Source organism: Mesorhizobium sp. M3A.F.Ca.ET.175.01.1.1 (assembly GCF_004791945.1).
Lineage (GTDB): Bacteria > Pseudomonadota > Alphaproteobacteria > Rhizobiales > Rhizobiaceae > Mesorhizobium.
Map to the genome: position 1 here is coordinate 167,629 of NZ_SRTP01000005.1, position 20,200 is coordinate 187,828.

At 63.3% G+C, this 20,200-nt stretch carries 20 protein-coding genes; 14 read left to right on the top strand and 6 right to left on the bottom strand.

What is annotated here, in order from left to right; genetic code table 11:
• The first annotated feature begins 93 nt into the window (after window positions 1-93).
• Both EN818_RS14485 and EN818_RS14490 read left to right on the top strand, forming a co-directional pair.
• Window positions 94-1,632: a trimethylamine methyltransferase family protein gene (locus EN818_RS14485; RefSeq protein WP_145971899.1), complete on the top strand. Its 1,539-nt coding sequence runs from the start codon at window positions 94-96 to the stop codon at window positions 1,630-1,632.
• Window positions 1,633-1,706: 74 nt separating this feature from the next.
• On the top strand, window positions 1,707-4,133 hold the full coding sequence (locus tag EN818_RS14490; RefSeq protein WP_095808232.1) for an FAD-dependent oxidoreductase: 2,427 nt from the start codon (window positions 1,707-1,709) through the stop codon (window positions 4,131-4,133).
• Window positions 4,134-4,153: 20 nt separating this feature from the next.
• Here EN818_RS14490 and EN818_RS14495 read toward each other — a convergent pair whose 3' ends face one another.
• Window positions 4,154-4,552: a DoxX family protein gene (locus EN818_RS14495; protein WP_129553862.1), complete on the bottom strand. Its 399-nt coding sequence runs from the start codon at window positions 4,550-4,552 to the stop codon at window positions 4,154-4,156.
• A gap of 210 nt (window positions 4,553-4,762) precedes the next feature.
• Here EN818_RS14495 and EN818_RS14500 point away from each other — a divergent pair, with 210 nt between their 5' ends.
• Entirely contained in the window at window positions 4,763-5,251 is a 489-nt protein-coding gene (locus EN818_RS14500; protein WP_095808230.1) for a hypothetical protein, read from the top strand.
• Between the two features lie 34 nt (window positions 5,252-5,285).
• Here EN818_RS14500 and EN818_RS14505 read toward each other — a convergent pair whose 3' ends face one another.
• Complete coding sequence (locus tag EN818_RS14505; protein WP_095808229.1) at window positions 5,286-6,062, bottom strand: VOC family protein; 777 nt, start codon at window positions 6,060-6,062, stop codon at window positions 5,286-5,288.
• A 176-nt stretch (window positions 6,063-6,238) separates the two neighbouring features.
• Here EN818_RS14505 and EN818_RS14510 point away from each other — a divergent pair, with 176 nt between their 5' ends.
• The 5 genes from EN818_RS14510 to EN818_RS14530 all read left to right on the top strand — a co-directional run bounded on the left by EN818_RS14510 (window position 6,239) and on the right by EN818_RS14530 (window position 10,879).
• Entirely contained in the window at window positions 6,239-6,973 is a 735-nt protein-coding gene (locus EN818_RS14510; RefSeq protein WP_095808228.1) for a gamma-glutamylcyclotransferase, read from the top strand.
• A 116-nt stretch (window positions 6,974-7,089) separates the two neighbouring features.
• The gene (locus EN818_RS14515) at window positions 7,090-8,454 is read left to right on the top strand and encodes an NAD(P)-dependent oxidoreductase (protein ID WP_095808227.1); all 1,365 of its coding nucleotides are present in this window, start codon (window positions 7,090-7,092) and stop codon (window positions 8,452-8,454) included.
• A gap of 2 nt (window positions 8,455-8,456) precedes the next feature.
• Window positions 8,457-9,770 carry an NAD-dependent dihydropyrimidine dehydrogenase subunit PreA gene (gene preA, locus EN818_RS14520; protein ID WP_095808226.1) on the top strand — a complete coding sequence of 438 codons (1,314 nt, stop codon included), beginning with the start codon at window positions 8,457-8,459 and terminating at the stop codon, window positions 9,768-9,770.
• Between the two features lie 111 nt (window positions 9,771-9,881).
• A complete protein-coding gene (locus tag EN818_RS14525) occupies window positions 9,882-10,409 on the top strand; it encodes an Rrf2 family transcriptional regulator (protein WP_135904662.1) in 528 nt (175 codons plus the stop codon).
• Window positions 10,410-10,420: 11 nt separating this feature from the next.
• Complete coding sequence (locus tag EN818_RS14530; RefSeq protein ID WP_095808224.1) at window positions 10,421-10,879, top strand: carboxymuconolactone decarboxylase family protein; 459 nt, start codon at window positions 10,421-10,423, stop codon at window positions 10,877-10,879.
• 46 nt (window positions 10,880-10,925) lie between these two features.
• Here EN818_RS14530 and EN818_RS14535 read toward each other — a convergent pair whose 3' ends face one another.
• Window positions 10,926-11,642: an SDR family oxidoreductase gene (locus EN818_RS14535; RefSeq protein WP_095808223.1), complete on the bottom strand. Its 717-nt coding sequence runs from the start codon at window positions 11,640-11,642 to the stop codon at window positions 10,926-10,928.
• Complete coding sequence (locus EN818_RS14540; RefSeq protein ID WP_095808222.1) at window positions 11,639-12,484, bottom strand: SDR family NAD(P)-dependent oxidoreductase; 846 nt, start codon at window positions 12,482-12,484, stop codon at window positions 11,639-11,641. Before EN818_RS14540 ends, EN818_RS14535 begins: the two co-directional genes overlap by 4 nt.
• 103 nt (window positions 12,485-12,587) lie before the next feature.
• Here EN818_RS14540 and EN818_RS14545 point away from each other — a divergent pair, with 103 nt between their 5' ends.
• Entirely contained in the window at window positions 12,588-13,460 is an 873-nt protein-coding gene (locus EN818_RS14545; protein WP_129553864.1) for a helix-turn-helix transcriptional regulator, read from the top strand.
• Window positions 13,461-13,728: 268 nt separating this feature from the next.
• Here the strand turns inward: EN818_RS14545 and EN818_RS14555 are convergent, their stop codons facing one another.
• Window positions 13,729-14,358, bottom strand: coding sequence for a TetR family transcriptional regulator C-terminal domain-containing protein (locus EN818_RS14555; protein WP_095808257.1), 630 nt, complete (start codon window positions 14,356-14,358; stop codon window positions 13,729-13,731).
• A gap of 254 nt (window positions 14,359-14,612) precedes the next feature.
• Here EN818_RS14555 and EN818_RS14560 point away from each other — a divergent pair, with 254 nt between their 5' ends.
• From EN818_RS14560 to EN818_RS14580, 5 genes are all read left to right on the top strand, one after another.
• On the top strand, window positions 14,613-15,941 hold the full coding sequence (locus tag EN818_RS14560) for an aspartate aminotransferase family protein (RefSeq protein ID WP_095808221.1): 1,329 nt from the start codon (window positions 14,613-14,615) through the stop codon (window positions 15,939-15,941).
• 69 nt (window positions 15,942-16,010) lie between these two features.
• Window positions 16,011-17,261 (top strand): Zn-dependent hydrolase, encoded by a 1,251-nt coding sequence (locus EN818_RS14565; protein ID WP_095808220.1) that lies wholly within the window; start codon window positions 16,011-16,013, stop codon window positions 17,259-17,261.
• A gap of 258 nt (window positions 17,262-17,519) precedes the next feature.
• Window positions 17,520-17,699 (top strand): DUF559 domain-containing protein, encoded by a 180-nt coding sequence (locus tag EN818_RS14570; protein ID WP_245420525.1) that lies wholly within the window; start codon window positions 17,520-17,522, stop codon window positions 17,697-17,699.
• Window positions 17,700-17,778: 79 nt separating this feature from the next.
• Window positions 17,779-19,230 (top strand): dihydropyrimidinase, encoded by a 1,452-nt coding sequence (gene hydA, locus EN818_RS14575; protein WP_095808219.1) that lies wholly within the window; start codon window positions 17,779-17,781, stop codon window positions 19,228-19,230.
• Window positions 19,231-19,232: 2 nt separating this feature from the next.
• Window positions 19,233-19,607 (top strand): hypothetical protein, encoded by a 375-nt coding sequence (locus EN818_RS14580; protein ID WP_176478437.1) that lies wholly within the window; start codon window positions 19,233-19,235, stop codon window positions 19,605-19,607.
• A 137-nt stretch (window positions 19,608-19,744) separates the two neighbouring features.
• On the opposite strand, the gene EN818_RS14585 is transcribed toward EN818_RS14580, so the two are convergent.
• The gene (locus tag EN818_RS14585) at window positions 19,745-20,155 is read right to left on the bottom strand and encodes a cupin domain-containing protein (RefSeq protein ID WP_176478436.1); all 411 of its coding nucleotides are present in this window, start codon (window positions 20,153-20,155) and stop codon (window positions 19,745-19,747) included.
• Window positions 20,156-20,200 lie beyond the last annotated feature (45 nt).

The window sequence follows — 20,200 nt, forward strand, 5'->3', positions numbered from 1 at the left end:
CGATTCTGATTTATGCCGCCTCGGCTAAAATCGCGCCGGCAAATGACGAATTTCTGACAGCCGCAGAAGCAAGGCGGCGCTCTGATGGGCGCCATGACAGAACCAAGACGCAAGCGCGGCCCCGAGCGGAGCAGCAACCGCGGGCCATCCCCCATACCCCAGTTGCCGCTGCGGCGCGTGGTGAATCCCTATCCGCCGATGGCGCCGCTGTCGCCCGACCAGATCGAGGCGATCCACCAGGCCTCGATGCACATACTCGAGAATTTCGGCATCGAGGTGATGAGCCCGCGGGCGCTGTCGCTCTTCGAACGTGCCGGCGCCAGGGTCGATCACGGCTCGATGAATGTGCGCGTGGAGCGCGGCATGGTCGACGAAGCGCTGAAGACCACGCGTTCTTCCTACACGCTGACGCCGCGCAACCCGGCACATGCCATTCATCTCGGCGGCAACACCATCAACTTCACGCTGGTCGCCGGACCGCCAAACGTGCACGACATGGAACGCGGCCGCCGCGCCGGCAATCTCGCCGACTATTGCGATCTCGTCCGGCTGGCGCAGCATTTCAACTGCATCCACATGCTGGGCAACCAGGTCTGCGCGCCGATCGAGCTGCCGGCCAACTCGCGCCACCTCGACACTTACTTTGCCAATCTGACTCTGACGGACAAATGCTTCCACGTCTCGGCGATCGGCCGGGGCAGGGCGCTTGACGGCATCGAGATGATGGCGATCTCACGCGGGCTGACGCTTGAACAGATGGCGGATGATCCGGGCATTACCACCATCATTTCCGTCAATTCGCCGCGCCGATTCGACGACATGATGGCGGAAGGGCTGATGACCATGGCCGAATACGGCCAGTCGGTGGCGGTGACGCCGTTCACACTGATGGGCGCCATGAGCCCGGTGACGCTCGCCGGCGCGCTGGCGCAGCAGAATGCGGAAGCCTTGTTCGGGGTGCTGCTGACGCAACTGGTTCGCCCGGGCGCGCCGGTGATGTACGGCGCCTTCACCTCCAATGTCGACATGAAGTCGGGCGCGCCCGCTTTCGGCACGCCGGAAAACACCAAGGCCAACATCGCTTCCGGCCAGTTGGCGCGGCGCTACAACCTGCCCTACCGCACGACACCTGGCTCGGCGTCCAATGCCGCCGATGCGCAAGGCGCCTATGAGACGCTGATGGCGCTGTGGGGCGCGGTGCTCGGCCACGGCAACCTCGTCTACCACGCCGCCGGCTGGCAGGAAGGCGGGCTGACGGCGTCGTTCGAGAAGCTGATCATCGACGTCGAGATGATCCAGCACATGATGGAGTTCCTGCGACCGATTGTGGTCGACGAGGACGAACTCGCCGTCGAGGCGCTTGGCGCGGTGCCGACGGGCGGCCACTTCTTCGGCGAGCCGCACACGCTGGAGCGCTACGCCACCGCCTTCTATCAGCCGATGCTCTCCAACTGGCAGAATTACGAAGCCTGGCAGGAGGCCGGTGCGCCCGATGCGACGGCGCGCGCGACGCGGCTCTGGAAGAAGGCGCTGGAAGAATATGTCGAGCCCATCATGGATCCCGGCGTGCGCGAGGCTCTCGAAGCCTATGTCGCACGCCGCAAGGAAGCGATCGGGCAGGGCGAGCCGTGACGTTAGCGTCGCCTGGCGCTGCCTTTCCGATTCACTTTGTCTACATGACTCCCTGAAATAACGAGAAAAATCCCATGAAGTCGCATGCAAAGGTCGTGGTGATAGGCGGCGGTGTCGTCGGATGTTCGGTGCTCTTCCATCTCGCCCGCCATGGCTGGACCGATGTCGTGCTTCTGGAGCGCGATGAGTTGACCTCCGGCTCGACCTGGCATGCAGCGGGTGGCATGCACACCATCAATGGCGATCCTAACGTCGCCAAGCTGCAGAAATACACGATCTCCCTCTACAAGGAGATCGAGGAACTTTCCGGCCAGGCGACCGGCGTGCACCTCACAGGTGGCGTGCTTCTGGCGGCCACCGAGGCGCGGCTCGACTGGCTGCGCGGCGTGGTCTCGAAAGGCCGCTATCTCGGCATCGATCTCGAAGTGATCTCCGCGAAGGAGGCGGCCGAATTGATGCCGCTCATCGATCCGAAACAATTCGTCGGCGCGGTTCGCAACAAGGAGGATGGCCATCTCGATCCGTCCGGTGTGACGCATGCTTACGCCAAGGCGGCGCGCAAGCTTGGCGCGCAGGTCGAGCGCTTCACCAAGGTCGAGGACATCGTGCGCCGACCCGACGGGCTGTGGCGTGTCGTCACCAGCAAGGGCGATGTGATCGCCGAGCACGTGGTCAACGCCGGCGGGTTGTGGGCACGCGAGGTCGGCCGCATGGTCGGGCTCGAACTGCCGGTGCTGGCGATGGAGCACATGTATCTGATCACGGAGGACATGCCCGAGGTTGCCGACTGGAACCAGAAGACCGGCACCGAGATCATCCACGCGGTCGATTTCGACGGTGAGCTCTATCTGCGCCAGGAGCGCGGCGGCATGCTGATGGGCACTTACGAGAAGGCCAACAAACCCTGGTCCGAATTCACCACGCCGTGGAGCTTCGGCCACGAGCTGCTGGAGCCCGATATCGACCGCATCGCGCCATCACTCGAAGTCGGCTTCCGTCATTTCCCGGCCTTTCAGAAAACCGGCATCAAACAGATCATCAATGGCCCCTTCACCTTCGCGCCGGACGGCAATCCGCTGGTCGGCCCGGTGCGCGGCCTGCCGGGCTTCTGGGTCGCCTGCGGCGTCATGGCGGGTTTTAGCCAAGGCGGCGGCGTCGGCCTGGCGCTCTCCAACTGGATGATCGAGGGCGATCCGGGCGCCGACATCTGGGCGATGGATGTGGCGCGCTACGGCGACTGGGCGACGATGGCCTACACCAACGCCAAGGTGCGCGAAAACTATTCTCGCCGCTTCTCGATCCGCTTCCCCAACGAAGAACTGCCCGCCGCACGTCCGCTCAAGACGACGCCGGTCTACGATCTGCTGTCGGCCGAGGGCGCGCAATGGGGCGTGGCGTACGGGCTGGAAGTGCCGCTTTGGTACGCGCCGGAGGGCGTCAAGGACGAATTCTCGTGGCGGCGCTCGAGCGATTTCGACCATGTCGCCAAGGAGGTCGCAGCCGTTCGCAAGGGCGTCGGCCTGGCGGAGATTTCGAGCTTCGCTAAATACAGGGTCACCGGCCAGGGCGCCGAGGCGTGGCTCGATCGCGTGCTTGCCTGCAAACTGCCCAAGCGCGGCCGCATGACGCTCGCGCCTATGCTCAAGAATGACGGCAAGCTGATCGGCGATTTCACGCTGGCCAATGTTGGTGACGGCGACTGGTTCATCGCCGGTTCCGGCGTCGCCGAGCAGTACCACATGCGCTGGTTCGAATCGCATCTGCCGAAGGACGGATCCGCGCGCATCGAGGCGCTGGGACAGAAACTCACCGGCCTCGCCATCGCCGGGCCGAAGGCGAGGGATGTGCTGGCCAAGGTCGCCCGTGCCGATACATCCAACGCCGCGTTCCCCTTCATGGCGGTGGCAAGGATGGATATCGGCATGGCGCCGTGCCTCGTAGGCCGCGTCAGCTACACTGGCGATCTGGGCTTCGAGATCTGGGTGGCGCCGGAGTATCAGCGCGCAGCCTTCCAGGCGCTGATGGCGGCCGGGCAGGAATTCGGCATCGGCCTGTTCGGCGCGCGCGCTCTCAATGCGCTCAGGCTCGAAAAGAACTACGGCTCATGGGCGCGCGAATATCGGCCTATCTACGGCCCGGTCGAAGCGGGGCTCGATCGTTTCGTCGCCTATGGCAAGGACGCAGATTTCATCGGCAAGGAGGCGGCGCTCGCCGAGCGCAAGCAGGGCGGCAAGCTCAGGTTGCGCGCCTTCATTGTCGATGCAGAGCATGCCGACGTCATCGGCGACGAGGCGATCTGGCACGATGGCGCTGTGCGCGGCTGGGTCACTTCGGGCGGATATGCCCATAATTCGCGCAAATCGGTCGCGATGGGCTATGTGCCGAAGGAGATTGCCGACCGGCCGGACGGTTTCGAAATCGAAATTCTCGGCAAGCGCCATGCGGCGCGCGTTCAGGCTGCGCCGTTGTTCGATGCCAACTTCCAGCGGATGCGCGCCTGAAGCGGGCGCGTATCCTGCCGTCAAGCCCTGGCGTTGTTGCGGTTGTCCAGTGCGAAGGCGCCGGGCCCGGCGAATGCCAGATAGAGGAAGATGAAGCAGAACGAGATCGCCGAGTCGCCGCCATTGTTGACGGGGAAGAAGTCGCGAGGCGCGTGCGCCATGAAATAGGCGATCGCCATTTGGCCGCAGAGCAGGAACGCCACGGGGCGGGTGAAGAGTCCCAGCGCCAGCAGGATGCCGCCGGCGAATTCGAGGATCCCGGCCGCTAGCGGAAGCCCGCTCAAGCTGCCGGCGTGCTCGCCGACCGGGAAATTGAACAATTTCTGGGTGCCGTGCTCGATGAACTGCAGCGCGGTCATGATCCGCAGCGCGGCGAGCGCCTGCGGCTGATAACGGGCGAGCCCTTCAAAAAGCTTCATCTAAAACTCCATTTTGCCCCTGCGCCGCCCATAAATTATCGGCCCGAAATGGACCATTCACTTCCCATGGCCTGCCATCAACAATCGGTGATTGGCAACGGTTCCCTTGGATCTGCCGCTCTCCATATTTTTATTCTCGCGGTGGTTGCAAAAATCCCTCTGTAGTTGTATATATATGCAGATACACGCTACGAGCGAGCTCCCTTTGCCATGAAAAAAGTCGTCATCAGCCTTTTCGCAATCCTTGCAAGCCCGAGCTTCGCCATGGCCGGCGACACCGGGTGTGATACCTTCAAATGGCCGGTCACACGCGAGCAGGCCCTGTTTCCGGCGGCGCCCGCCGCTCAGTCAGGCGCCGCATTGAGGGTCGGGCAGGCGATGAGTTTCTCGCTCGCAGCGGTCGACACGGTCAGCTTTGAAGTGCCTCCGGGACGTGCACCGGCGGCCGGCACGTTCGGCGCGACCGCAAGCGTGACCGTACCACCTGAAGGCGAGCTCCAGTTCAGCCTGTCTGATGAGGCCTGGATCGATGTCGTGCAGGACGGCCAAACCGTGAAGTCGACGGGTTACAGCGGCGTGAAGACCTGTCCGGGAATTCGCAAGAGCGTGCGCTTCAAGCTGTCCGCCGGTCCGGCCACCGTGCAGCTCAGCGGCGCGAAGAAGCCCGGCCTCAAGGTCGCGGTGCTGACGCCGGAATAATCCGGCGCCAGTTGATGCTGTAGCAGAGCGAGCGTTATCGCCCTGGCGCCAGCAGCGCGAAATGTGCGCCCTGCGGATCCTGGCATTGGATGATCCACTGCGCGCTCGGCACTTCCATCGGCCCCATCAAGACCTTGCCGCCATTGTCGGTGACGCGCTTGGCGGCTGCGTCGATGGCGTCGACGTTGAAATAGAACAGCCAGACCGGAACCGGGATTTGCGGCGGCTTGTTCATCATGCCGCCGCCCGATTCAGGGCCGGCGCCGAAGGTCTGGTAGGTGCCCATCTCGCCCATGTCGAACTGGCCGGCGCTGGTCCAGCCGAACTGTCCCGAATAGAAGTCGAAGGCGGCCTTCCAGTCGGAGGTGTAGAGCTCGTGCCAGCCGATATGGCCTGCCGTTGTTGCGGGCACCGGCGGCTGTTCGGGCTGGTTGGGCTGCAGGAACATGAAGGTCGCGCCCTGCGGGTCGGCAACCACCGCAAAGCGGCCTACGCCCGGGATGTCGTCCGGCGCGCGGTGGACAGCGCCGCCGGCGTCCTTGAGCGCCTTCGTCGAAGCGTCGACATCCTTGGTGTAGATATAGCCGAGCCAGGAAGGCGGCATTCCCGCCTTGGCGGCTTCCTCCGGCAGCGTCATCAGTCCGCCGACGCCGCGCACGCTGGAATTCATGACGATGTAGCGGGGCATGCCCGGCGCACTGTCGAAGGGCTCGGCGCGCCAGCCGACAACGGCGGTGTAGAAGGCCTCGGCGGCATCGAGGTCGGTGGTCAGCAATTCGTACCAGAAGAAGGGTTTGGGGGCATTCGGCATGGTCGGTCTCCTCACCGGTTCAGGCAGCGATCGCGGTTGATCCATCCTAGGACGAACTCGGCGACGGAAAACCGACATCTGGGCCAGAAATAGCGAACGGCAAGGCGTTGAGCCTGCGATCTTGCGTATCCTGCGGTTTTCGACTTTGCTGCCGGCAAAGAGGGGCTGTATTTTCCATGCGTCGGATGTCGCTCACGCCGGAGCTTGTGGCGCTGTGCCATCGGGAAGAGGTCGATCCTGGTCCGAGCGGGGATTGGACGCAACTGGGCGACGACGATTTCCGCGCGCTCGCCGCGCGTCTCTGCGGCGAAGCCGGTGAAGGCCCGCTGTGGGTATTCGCCTATGGGTCGCTGATCTGGAAGCCGGTCTTCGAATCCGTCGAGCACCAGCGCGCTTCCGCCTATGGCTGGCATCGGTCTTTCTGCCTGGATCTGGTGCGCTGGAGGGGCAGCGCCGGGCAGCCGGGGCTGATGATGGCGCTCGAACGCGGCGGGCGCTGCGATGGCGTGATCTACCGGCTGCCCGATGGCGAGAAGCCGGCCCAGATCGAGAGGCTGCTGCGGCGCGAGATCGACGATCACGAGAGCGTCAGTTCGGTGAGGTGGGTTCCGGTGCGCACGGCACGGGGATCGCTGCGGGCGCTGGGCTTCTGGGTCGGAGTGTCCGGACGAGGCACGTCGCTCCGGCAGCCGCTGGAAAGGGTAGCGCAGATACTGGCACGCGCGTGCGGCCATGTCGGCTCCGGGGCGGAGTATCTCTACAACACTGTCAGCCACCTCGAGATTTTCGGCATCCACGACCGCAATCTGTGGCGGCTGCAGGAACTGGTCGCTGATCAGATCAGGTCGATCCATGGCCATGCGATGATCAGGGGTGAACCATCGACATTGGAGGCTGCGGCCTTAACATGAGTAAGAATCTCAAGTTTTATGCAAGCAATACAGGGACTTGGCCGAAAATTGACCAATTGATAAAAAAATAAAACGTGCTAGCCTTCCCCAAAATGAAAACAAAAGGGGAAACTGGAATGGCGACTGGTCATTTCATCGAGGGCATCGCCGGCGGCCGGCTGTCCACCGAGCAATATGCCGACAATTTTTCCGACCTGCACCCGCCGCTCGATCAACATGAAGCGCTGGTCGAGGCCGATCGCTGCTATTTCTGCTACGATGCGCCATGCATGAATGCCTGCCCGACGTCGATCGACATCCCGCTGTTCATCCGGCAGATCGCGACCGGCAATCCGCTCGGATCGGCCAAGACCATCTTCGATCAGAACATCCTTGGCGGCATGTGCGCCCGGGTCTGCCCGACCGAGACGCTGTGCGAAGAGGTCTGCGTGCGCGAGGTCGCGGAAGGCAAGCCGGTGCAGATCGGCCGGCTGCAGCGCTATGCCACCGACGTCGCGATGGACGAGAACAAGCAGTTCTACACGCGTTCCGAACCGACCGGAAAGACGGTCGCCGTGGTGGGCGCCGGGCCGTCGGGGTTAGCTGCGGCACATCGCCTGGCCCGCCATGGTCATGACGTGACGATCCTCGAGGCGCGGCCGAAGGCTGGCGGTCTCAATGAATACGGTATTGCCGCCTATAAGAGTGTCGACAATTTTGCCCAGGCCGAAGTCGACTACGTGACTTCCATCGGCGGCATCGACATCCAGAACGGAAAGGCGCTCGGCCGCGACTTCCAACTGTCCGACCTGATCCGCAACTACGATGCGGTATTCCTGGGCCTGGGGCTCGGCGGCGTCAATGCGCTGCGCGCCGAGGGCGAGGAGGCTGACGGCGTCGCCAACGCCGTCGAGTTCATCGCGGAACTCAGGCAGGCGAGCGATCTTTCGAGCCTGCCGGTCGGCCGGCGCGTCGTCGTCATCGGCGGCGGCATGACCGCAATCGACGCCGCGGTGCAGTCGAAGCTGCTCGGCGCCGAAGAAGTGACTGTCTGCTACCGGCGCGGTCAGGAGCACATGAACGCCTCCGGCTTCGAACAGGATCTGGCCGCCGCCAACGGGGTCACCATCCGACACTGGCTGCAGCCGAAGCGCGTCATTGCCGAGAACGGCAAAGTGTCGGCGATCGAACTCGAATACACCGCCATGAATGGCGACAAGCTGGCCGGCACGGGCCAAACGCTGAGGCTCAACGCCGACCAGGTGTTCAAGGCGATCGGCCAGAGCTTCGTGCCGGCTCAACTCAACGGCAGCGGCGAGCAGATCGAGCTTGAGGGCGGACGCATCAAGGTCGATGCCGAAGGCCGCACCTCGCTGGCGAAGGTATGGGCCGGCGGCGACTGCATCTTCGGCGGTGACGACCTGACGGTTTCGGCCGTGGCACAAGGCCGCGACGCCGCCGAATCCATCCACCGGGCACTGACCTCTAACGGGAGGGCATGAGCATGGCAGACATCCGCAACAACTTCGTCGGCATCAAGTCGCCCAACCCGTTCTGGCTGGCATCCGCACCGCCGACGGATAAGGCCTACAATGTGGAGCGCGCCTTCAAGGCGGGCTGGGGCGGCGTGGTGTGGAAGACGCTTGGTGAAGAGGGGCCGCCCGTCGTCAACGTCAACGGTCCGCGCTATGGCGCGATCTGGGGCGCCGATCGGCGCCTGCTCGGCTTCAACAACATCGAGTTGATCACCGACCGAGAGCTGCAGACCAATCTGCGCGAGATCAAGCAGATCAAGAAGGACTGGCCGGACCGCGCGGTGGTCGTTTCGCTGATGGTGCCATGCGTGGAGGAGAGCTGGAAGGCGATCCTGCCGGTGGTCGAGGAAACCGGCGCCGACGGCATCGAGCTCAATTTCGGCTGTCCGCACGGCATGTCGGAGCGTGGCATGGGCTCGGCGGTGGGCCAGGTGCCGGAATATATCGAGATGGTGGTACGCTGGTGCAAGGCAAACACCCGCATGCCCGTCATCACCAAGCTGACACCCAACATCACCGATATCCGCAAGCCGGCGCGAGCGGCACACGCAGGTGGAACGGATGCCGTGTCGCTGATCAACACCATCAATTCGATCACCGGCGTCGATCTCGACAGTTTTGCACCACAGCCGACCATCGACGGCAAGGGTTCGCATGGCGGCTATTGCGGTCCCGCGGTGAAGCCGATCGCCATGAACATGGTGGCCGAGATCGCGCGTGATCCGGAAACGCGCGGCCTGCCGATCTCTGGCATCGGCGGCATCACCACCTGGCGCGATGCGGCCGAGTTCATGGCGCTCGGCGCCGGCAATGTGCAGGTCTGCACCGCGGCGATGACCTATGGCTTCAAGATCGTGCAGGAGATGATCGCCGGGCTGGAGAACTGGATGGACGAGAAGGGCCATCCCTCGCTCAACGAAATCATCGGTCGCGCCACGCCCAACGTCACCGACTGGCAGTATCTCAACCTGAACTATGTCGCCAAGGCGCATATCGACCAGGACGCCTGCATCAAGTGCGGCCGCTGCCACATCGCCTGCGAGGATACTTCGCACCAGGCCATCACCAGCATGGTGGACGGTAAGCGGCATTTCGAGGTGATCGAGGCCGAATGCGTCGGCTGCAATCTCTGCGTCAATGTCTGCCCGGTGGAAGGCTGCATCACCATGGAGCCCCTAGCCGCCGGGGTGGTAGACCAGCGCACCGGCAAGCCGGTGTCACCGATCTACGCCAACTGGACGACGCACCCGAACAACCCGATGGCCAAGGTGGCCGCGGAATAGCGACACGCGGTCGAGCGAAACAGCGGCGCCTTCGGGCGCCGTTTTTGTCTCTCCTATTGCAGATAAGGATTATCCATGATAAAGCTTATCCATGAATAGGAGCGGCAGGCCATGAAACTCGGGGAAGGCGTCGAAGCGGCGATCCACTGCGCCGCCACACTTGCCGGCGTCAAAGGCAACAGCACCATATCGGGCGCCGCCCTGGCGGAAGCCTTCGGATTGTCGCCGAGCTATCTGTTGAAGCATCTCAATCAGCTTACGACTGCTCGTATCCTGGAATCGGTGCCGGGACCTGCCGGCGGCTACCGCCTGGCGCGGCCGGCCGAGCGCATCACGCTGCTAGACATCGTGCTCGCGGTCGAAGGGCGCGACCCTGCCTTCCGATGCGGCGAGATCCGCCAGCGCGGATCAGCAAAGCTCGACGCCTCGGCCTATGTGAAACCGTGCGGCATCAATGCCGCGATGCTGAAGGCCGAGCGCGCCTATCGCGCGGCGCTGGCCGAAGCGAAGCTTTCCAACATCGTTGCCGATTTCATGAGCGATGCCGATCCCCGTTCGGTCGCTGCAAGCTGCGCTTTCGTCGAGCGACACCAGCGGCCGCAGAAATCGGGCCAAAAATTTCAACCAAGCAAAGTGTGAAGGGTAAGGTCATGAAACAGAGACTGCAGTTCTACGCGAAGGCGCCGGAGCTCATGAAGGCGGTGTCGGCGCTCAACAAGGCTGTCGACGAATGCGGGCTGGAGAAAAGCTTGCTGCATCTGGTCAAGCTCAGGGCCTCGCAGATCAATGGCTGCTCCTACTGCGTCGAGATGCACAGCCGTGAGGCGAGGCACGACGGCGAGACCGAGACGCGGCTCTATCTGGTGGCGGCCTGGAAGGAATCGCCGCTGTTTTCCGAGCGCGAGCGCGCCGCGTTTGCCTGGACCGAGGCCGTCACCCTGATCGCCAATAACGGCGTGTCGGACGAACTCTATGCCCGGACGCTCGAACACTTCTCGGAAGAGGAACTGGTCAAGCTGTCCGTCGCGCTTGGCATGATCAACACCTGGAACCGGCTTTGCGTCCCGTTCCATGCCATCCATCCGATGCCGGCTGCCAAGGCTGCTTGATCGGGTCGGCCAGCGCGCGGACGAAAGATCCGCGCGCCCTCGTCGTTCACGCGTTAAAGCGCAGGCCGCCGTCGCAGGTCAGCACCTGGCCGGTGACAAAGCCGTTGGAGACCAGGAAAGCTATTGCCGAAGCGACATCCTCGGCACGACCGATACGACCGACCGGCGTCTTGCCGGCATATTCGGCAAAAACCGCCTGCCGCTGCTCGCCCGGCAGAAAGTCCCACCAGGGCGTGTCGATGACCCCCGGCGCGACGACGTTGACGCGCAGCGGCTTCAGTTCGACCGCGAGGATCGGCGCCACGGTCAAGAGCATGCCGTTGACGGCGCCGATGCCAGCGATGCCAGGCATCGCGAGCTGGGCCGAGACCGCCGAAATGAACGTGACCGATCCGGCTCTGTTCAAAGTCGGCAAGGCGGCCTGCAGGCAGAATAGTTGCGGGCGGATCTTTTCGTCGACGCCGCTGCCGATGTCGGCAAGGTCGAGGGTTGCGAACGGCCCAAGCCCTTTGCCGCCACTCGCCGCGAGAACGAGATGATCGAACGGCCCCAGGCGTTCGAAGAACGACCGTACCTCGTCCGGCTTGCTCGCATCGAAAGCGGCCTTGCCGACCGTGCAGCCGAGGCTCTCCCAGGCGCTCTTCAGTTTCTCCTCATTGCGGCCGGTGATCGTGACTTTCATCGTCGGACTGGCCAAGTGTTTGGCGGTGGCAAGGCCGATGCCGGACGAGCCGCCTATGATCACGCAGTGTTCGGTGTTCATGAGTGCTGTTCCCTGGAGGTCGAGGACGCAGGTCCGATCAATTCGAGGCTCAAGGTCCGCAACCGATGGCGTGCCCTTTCGTCATAGGCCTGGGGATCGGCGCGCGATTCCCGCTGGCCGTCGAAATAGAGGCCGCTGCGCACTTCGAGTGCCGACGAAGCCACGAGGTTGACGATGGCGTCGGCGCCAGTCTCGACCGAGTTCCAAGGTTCGACGCCCGCCTGCCTGACCATGGTGGTATCCATGTAGCTTGCCGGATGCAGCGCGTTGGCCTTGACGCCAGTGCCTTTGAGCTGTTCGGCCAAATCAATGGTGAACAGGATCTGCGCCAGCTTGCTCTGGCAGTAAGCGCGCACGCCACTGTAGCCGTGGGTCAGCATGACATCATCGAAGTCGATCGCCTGCTGGCCAGCTGACGCGACGTTGACGATGCGCGCATGCGCGCTTGCCTTGAGCAAGGGCAGCAATTGCGATGTCAGCAGGAAGCCTGCGAGATAGTTGACGGCGAAGCGCAGCTCATAGCCGTCGGCGCTGACCTGCCTTTTCGCATCCTGGCCGCCGGTGCCGACGCCGGCATTGTTGATCAAGATGTCGAGCCGGTCGGTGCGGGCGCGCACGGCATCGGCAAGATGGTGCACTTCGGCCAGTGAGGCGAGGTCGGCCGTGAGAAATTCGGCCTTACCACCTCTTGCCTCGATGGCGGCCACCGTCGCCCTGCCTCGGTCTTGGTCGCGGCCGTGCACCAGCACGCGCGCGCCGGCGGCACCCAGCTTTTCGGCGACGACACGGCCGACGCCGTCGGTCGAGCCGGTGACCAGAACGGTCTTGTCCTTGAGTTCCATGATCAGAGCCTCCTTACACTTGCTCTGAGCGAAAGATGGGGCGCTGGGCGCACCGCAAACAGTTCAAACTTTATCCTGGTATCGATACTGCTATAATAGAGGCATGGATGCCGTGAGCCATTCCGCTGAGGACAGTCGCCGCCGCGAGCTTGGCGCTTTCCTGCGCTCGCGCCGCGAAAGGCTGTCGCCGGCGGACTTAGGTCTCGCGACTGGCGGCAGACGCCGCACGCCCGGGCTGAGGCGCGAGGAGGTGGCGATGATCGCCGGTGTCGGCACGACCTGGTACACCTGGCTCGAGCAGGGCAGAGACGTGCGGCCTTCGGTCGAGGTGCTTTCGGCGCTCTCGGAGGCGTTGCGTCTCGATGGCGTCGAGAAGCGGCATCTGTTCATCCTTGCCGGCCGCCAGCAGCCACAGCGTCGCGTGACTGTGCCCGAAAAGGTCGACGGCACGCTGTTGCATATGTTGCAGAGCCTGGTCCTGCAGCCGGCCTATGTGGTTGGTCGGCGCTGGGACTTGCTGGCCTGGAATCGAGCGGCTGCGGCTGTGTTCGGCGACTATGAGCTGCTGGAGGGCGATGCCCGCAACATCGTCCATCTGGTGTTCACCAGCCCGCATCACCGCCGGCTGCTGGTCGACTGGGAAGAACTCGCCCGCGTTGTGCTCGCTTCGTTTCGCGCTGAGAGCGCCAAATATGTCGGCGATCCAGACTTCGACCGGCTGATCGCGCTCATGATGCGCTCAAGCCCGGAGTTCCGGGATTGGTGGCCAAGGCGAGATGTGGCGCGAAGACTGGCGGGGGTGAAGCATGTCCGCCATCCCACGGCCGGCGCGATGGCCTTCGAACATATGAGCCTTTCGATCGACGATGGTTCGGACATGCGGCTGATCGTCTATACGCCGCTCGCCGAGCACAACTCGATCGCCAAGCTCAAGAAGTTGCTGGAGGGGCTTCCGAGCGAACGCCGCAGCGCGTGAGTTGGTTGGTGACAGGCCCATCGGCTTCGTCATCCACGGGCAGAGCGGGAGCGAAGCGGACGCGGAGACCCGAGGATCCGTTCCGTTACCTTAGCCGTGGGATGCAGCGATGCAGAATTCTGCACGGTAGCGGAGCTCCGAGGGCACGGAATGGATCCTCGGGTCTGCGCTGCGTCGCTACGCTCCTTACTCCGCCCGTGGATGACGAAATGACGAGGGCCTCGGCTAATTTGCACGAATAGCAACAGCCAAGCGACGAGGACGTCCGCTAATCCTTCGGCTTCAGCCCATCCAGGAACAACTGCTCCAGGAACCGTGCGGCATCCTCGAAGCGGCCGTCGCCGCCGCGGTCGGGGCCGAGCACGGCGCGCACCTGGACGTCGAAATCGGCATAGTGCTGGGTCGTTGCCCAGATCGAGAAGATCAGGTGCCACGGGTCGGTGCGGGCGATCTTGCCGGCGCGCATCCAGCTCTTGATGAGGGCGGCCTTCTCGTCGACCAGCGTCTTCAGTTCGCCCTCCAGCATCGGCATGATGCGTGGGGCGCCCTGCAGGATCTCGTTGGCGAAGAGCCGGCTTTCGCGCGGGAAGTCGCGCGCCATCTCGAGCTTGCGCCGGATGTAGCTCCTGAGCTCGGTCATCGGATCGCCGATGTCGTCGAGTTCCTTGAGCGGCGCCAGCCAGGTGTCCAGCAGGCGCTGCATCAAGGTCTCGTGAATGTCTTCCTTGCGCCGGAAATAATAGAGAAGGTTCGGCTTCGACATGCCGGCGGCCTCGGCGATCTGGTCGATGGTCGAGCCGCGAAAACCGTTGGTGGAGAAGACTTCCAGCGCGGCTTCCAGGATAAGTTCACGCTTTTCCTGCTGGATACGGGTGCGACGGGGAGTTGAACCTTCCATCGTGTCCGTCACCCTTGCCGGCCGCCGGCCTGCAGGCGATCTGGACCAATTCTCTGGACCAGTTTTTCCTTGACCTGTGGAACGCCCTTCCGATGCCCCATTTCCGCTAGTAATCCCTTGACCGCCGACAGGGCGGTGCTAACGTTTGTCCAATCGGTCAAAATTTGCGTAGCACGAAAACGACGCGAAGACCAAGTGCTGGGAAGACCAAGCGTTAGCCGCACCGAAACAGGTTACAAGGGGAAGTCTTGGTCATGTCCAACCGGCTGAAAGTCACGCCGAACGATCTCAGCGCATTCTGGATGCCGTTCACGGCAAACCGGCAGTTCAAGCAGGCGCCGCGCATGTTCGTGTCCGCCAAGGACATGCACTACACCACCAGCGACGGCCGCAAGGTGCTCGACGGCACTGCCGGGCTGTGGTGCGTCAATGCCGGCCACTGCCGGCCGAAGATCACGGAGGCGATCCAGCAGCAGGCGGCCGAGCTCGACTATGCGCCGGCCTTCCAGATGGGCCATCCGATTGTGTTCGAGCTGGCGAACCGCCTGGTCGATATCGCGCCGCGGGGCATGGACCACGTGTTCTTCACCAATTCCGGCTCGGAATCGGTCGATACGGCGCTGAAGATGGCGATCGCCTATCACCGCGCCCGTGGCGAGGGCTCGCGCACCCGGCTGATCGGTCGCGAGCGCGGTTATCACGGCGTCAATTTCGGCGGCATCTCGGTCGGCGGCATCGTCACCAACCGCAAGATGTTCGGGACGCTGCTCGGCGGCGTCGATCATCTGCCGCACACGCATTTGCCCGAAAAGAACGCCTTCTCCAAGGGCGTTCCGGAGCATGGCGCCGAACTGGCCAACGAGCTGGAGCGGCTCGTCGCGCTGCACGACGCCTCGACCATCGCTGCCGTAATCGTCGAGCCGGTCGCAGGCTCGACCGGCGTCATCCTGCCGCCGAAGGGCTATCTGCAGAAGCTCCGCGAAATCTGCACCAAGCACGGCATCCTGTTGATCTTCGACGAGGTCATCACCGGTTTCGGCCGTCTCGGAACGCCGTTTGCGGCGGACTATTTCGGCGTCACGCCCGATATCATGACCACGGCCAAGGGCGTCTCCAACGGCGTCATCCCGATGGGCGCGGTGTTCGTCAAGAAGGAGATCCACGACACCTTCATGACCGGCCCGGAGCATATGATCGAGTTCTTCCACGGCTATACCTATTCGGGCAATCCGATCGCCTGCGCCGCCGCGCTCGGCACTTTAGACACCTATAGGGACGAGGGCCTGCTCGCCCGCGGCGAGGAGTTGGCGCCCTATTGGGAGGATGCGCTGCATTCGCTGAAGGGCGAGCCGCACGTCATCGACATCCGCAACATCGGGCTGATCGGTGCGATCGAGCTGGCGCCGATCGCCGGCAGCCCGACCAAGCGCGCCTTCTCGGCCTTCGTCAAGGCGTTCGAACGTGGCGCGCTGATCCGCACCACCGGCGACATCATCGCTTTGTCGCCGCCGCTGATCATCACCAAGGGCCAGATCAACGAACTGATCGACCATGTGAGGGACGTGCTGAGGTCGATAGACTAATCTGCTTCGACCAACCGGGTGGCGTCGGGAACCGCCGCCCGGTTGGACATTGAAATGAGAGGACTTGGAATGGCCGCCCCCGGCGAGAATCTGCGAATCAATTCAGACCGTTTGTGGGATTCCATCATGGAGATGGCGAAGATCGGCCCCGGCATTGCCGGCGGCAACAATCGCCAGACACTGACCGATTCCGACAGAGAAGGCAGAGCGCTGTTCAAGTCCTGGTGCGACGAGGCCGGGCTCGCGATGGGCGTGGACCAGATGGGTACCATGTTCATGACGCGCGCCGGCACCGATCCGGACGCGCTGCCCGTCTATGTCGGCTCTCATCTCGATACGCAGCCGACCGGCGGCAAATATGACGGCGTGCTCGGCGTGCTTTCGGGCCTCGAGGTCGTGCGCTCGCTCAACGATCTCGGCATCAAGACCAAGCATCCGATCGTCGTCACCAATTGGACGAACGAGGAGGGGGCGCGTTTCGCGCCGGCCATGCTCGCCTCAGGGGTGTTCGCGGGTGTCCACACGCTCGACTACGCCTATGGCCGCAAGGATCTCGACGGCGCGACCTTCGGCGACGAGTTGAAGCGGATCGGCTGGGTGGGCGACGAAGAGGTCGGCGCGCGCAAGATGCACGCCTATTTCGAATATCATATCGAGCAGGGCCCGATTCTCGAGGCCGAGAACAAGCAGATCGGCGTGGTGACACACTGCCAGGGCCTGTGGTGGCTCGAATTCACGCTGACCGGCAGGGAAGCGCATACCGGCTCGACGCCGATGAACATGCGCGTCAACGCCGGGCTCGCCATGGCGCGCATCCTGGAAATGGTGCAGACGGTCGCCATGGAAAACCAGCCTGGCGCCGTCGGCGGGGTGGGCCAAGTGAAGTTCTCGCCCAATTCGCGCAACGTGCTGCCAGGCACGGTGATCTTCACCGTCGACATCCGTTCGCCGAACCAGGCCAAGCTCGACAGCATGCGCGCCCGCATCGAGCAGGAGGCGCCGAAGATCTGCGAGCCGCTCGGGGTGAAATGCTCGGTCGAGGCGGTGGGCCATTTCGATCCCGTGACCTTCGATCCGACCCTGGTCGGCCGCGTGCGCACGGCCACCGAAAAGCTGGGCTACAGCCATATGAACATCATTTCCGGCGCTGGCCACGACGCATGCTGGGCGGCCAAGGTCGCGCCGGCGACCATGGTGATGTGCCCCTGCGTCGGCGGTCTCAGCCACAACGAGGCCGAGGACATCTCCAAGGAATGGGCTGCGGCGGGCGCCGACGTGCTGTTCCACGCGGTGGTCGAGACGGCGGGGATCGTGGAGTGACGGTTCGGCGCTGTACCCCCACCCCTAACCCCTCCCCACAAGGGGGAGGGGAATTGGCATCGTCCTCGCTTTTCCTTGTTGCGCAGAGCTTTGATGACTGGGCTATGACAGCGCGACGCCTAGCCTCCCTCCCCCTTGTGGGGAGGGATTGAGGGTGGGGGTACTCGCCTTGGCACCGACCGCGATCGATCCCGTCGCCATCAAGCGTGCACGGGCGCTGCGTCGGGCCATACAGACTTTGTCCTGCACGAGAAGGGCGTGGTCGTCGAGGTTGATGGAGAGCATCATTTTACGCCGGAGCGGATGGACAGAGACCGAACGCGCGATGCATGGCATGGCCGGCAGGGCTATCGTGTGCTCAGGTTTTCGACCGGCGAGTTGGCGGGCTCCTTTGACGGCTGCGTGGAAGAGATATTGCGGCAAGTTGGAGTGATGTAGCGTCAGTCCAGGCCAACTCTCGGATGATTTGAGAACAGCCGAAGCGCTCAAAAGAAGTGCAGAAGAAGGGAACAAGAGAATGACCAAAGTCATCAAGAACGGCACCATCGTCACCGCCGACCGCACGTGGAAGGCCGATGTGGTGTTCAGCCACGGCAAGATCATCGCCATCGGCTCCGACCTGCATGGCGACCATGAGTTCGATGCCACCGGCTGCTATGTCATGCCGGGCGGGATCGATCCGCACACCCATCTCGAAATGCCGTTCATGGGCACGTATTCGGCCGACGATTTCGAATCCGGCACACGGGCAGCGCTTTCCGGCGGCACCACCATGGTGGTCGATTTCTGTCTGCCGGCGCCGCAGCAGTCGCTGCTCGAAGCCTTGCAGATGTGGGACAACAAGACTTCGAAGGCGGCTTGCGACTATTCCTTCCACATGGCGATCACCTGGTGGGGCAAGCAGGTGTTCGACGAGATGGCAACCGTCGTCGATCGGGGCATCACCTCGTTCAAGCACTTCATGGCCTACAAGGGCGCGCTGATGGTCGACGACGACGAGATGTATGCGTCGTTCCAGCGCTGCGCCGATCTTGGGGCGCTGCCGCTGGTCCATGCCGAAAACGGCGACGTGGTCGCCGCACTGTCGCAAAAACTGCTCGCTGCCGGCAACAACGGTCCCGAGGGCCACGCCTATTCGCGCCCGCCGGAAGTGGAAGGCGAGGCCACCAATCGCGCCATCATGATCGCCGACATGGCAGGCGTGCCGCTCTATGTCGTGCATGTCTCCTGCGAACAGAGCCACGAGGCGATCCGCCGCGCGCGCCAGAAGGGCATGCGGGTGTTCGGCGAGCCGCTGATCCAGCACCTGACGCTCGACGAGAGCGAATATTTCAACAAGGACTGGGATCACGCGGCGCGCCGCGTGATGAGCCCGCCCTTCCGCAGCAAGTGGCATCAGGATTCGCTTTGGGCGGGCCTGCAGGCCGGCTCGCTGCAGGTGGTGGCCACCGACCACTGCTCCTTCACCACCAAGCAGAAGCGCAACGGCATCGGCGACTTCACCAAGATCCCGAACGGCACGGGCGGTCTCGAGGATCGCTTGCCTATCCTGTGGACCACAGGCGTCAACACCGGGCGGCTGACGATGAACGAGTTCGTCGCGGTGACGTCGACCAACATCGCCAAGATCCTCAATATGTATCCGAAGAAGGGCGCGATCGTCGAAGGTGCGGACGCCGACATCGTGGTCTGGGATCCGAAGCGCAAGAAGACGATCTCTGCCAACAAGCAACAGTCGGTGATCGACTACAATGTGTTCGAGGGTTTCGAGGTGACGGGGCTGCCGCGCTTCGTCTTCTCGCGCGGCGAACTGTCGATCGAAGAGGCGGACATCAAAGCCAAGATCGGCCATGGCGAGTTCGTCGCCCGCGAGCCGAACGCGGCGGTCAACCGGGCGCTGTCGACCTGGAAGGACATCACCGCTCCGCGCAAGGTGGAGCGTTCAGGCATTCCGGCGACCGGAGTTTGAGCGTGCGCGCTATTTTTCTCGCAATCGCGGCGGCCGCGCTGGCCGGAGGCTCGGCCGTTGCCGCCGGCATCGACCTCAGCAAGCCTTATGGCGACAAGTATGGCTGCATCAACAGAAACGGCCAGGAAGTCGCCGCCGATCGGATGCTGCTTCTGACCGACAAGGAGCTGATCACGGCCGCCAGCGCCTGCACCTTCAGCGACAGCCAAGCGCAGGCCGACGGATCGCTAGTGGTGACGGCAAAATGCGAGGCGGAAGGCGAAGAGGGGCAGTCGCCGATAAAGTTCATCATCAAGCGCAGCAAGAAGAATGCCAAGAAGCTGGTGATCGCCGGCGAGGACGGTAACGTGATGGGCGAAGTCTCGCGGTGCAAATGACGCTTGGAGTTTTTCCCTCGATTCCGAAGCGAGACAGCATTTGTGGGACGCCAAGCGATTCCGTTTGGCTGCAAAATGCCTTGTCTCTTGCCGCAATTCCCGACGGAAAACCGTGTCACACTTTTCCTGGAATTGCTCTAGGCAACCAGCGCATCCAGTTCCGGCAGCAGGACGACGCTTTCCTGCTCGTTGGGATCGGTGCGGGCAATGACCGCCGAAGACGGCGCGCCGCTGAGATTGGCCGGCAGGTGCGGCACGCCTGCCGGAATGTAGAAGAGGTCGCCGGCCTTGACGACGGTATGGTGCTCGAGCCGGTCGCCATACCAGGTATGGACCTCGCCCGAGAGCACATAGATCGCCGTCTCGTGGTTGTCATGCATATGGGCCTTGGCGCGGGCGCCGGGCGGCATGGTGAGCAGATGCATGCAGATGCCGGAAGAGCCGACGGTCTCGGCGGCGATACCGGCGAAATAGCTCAGCCCCTGCTTGCCTTCATAAGTGCTATCAGGGCGAATAACATGACAAGTGGGTGCTGGCGACATCGGCATGGCTCCGGGCGGCGTCGATCGAGTGGGATTGGACAAGGGGAAAGC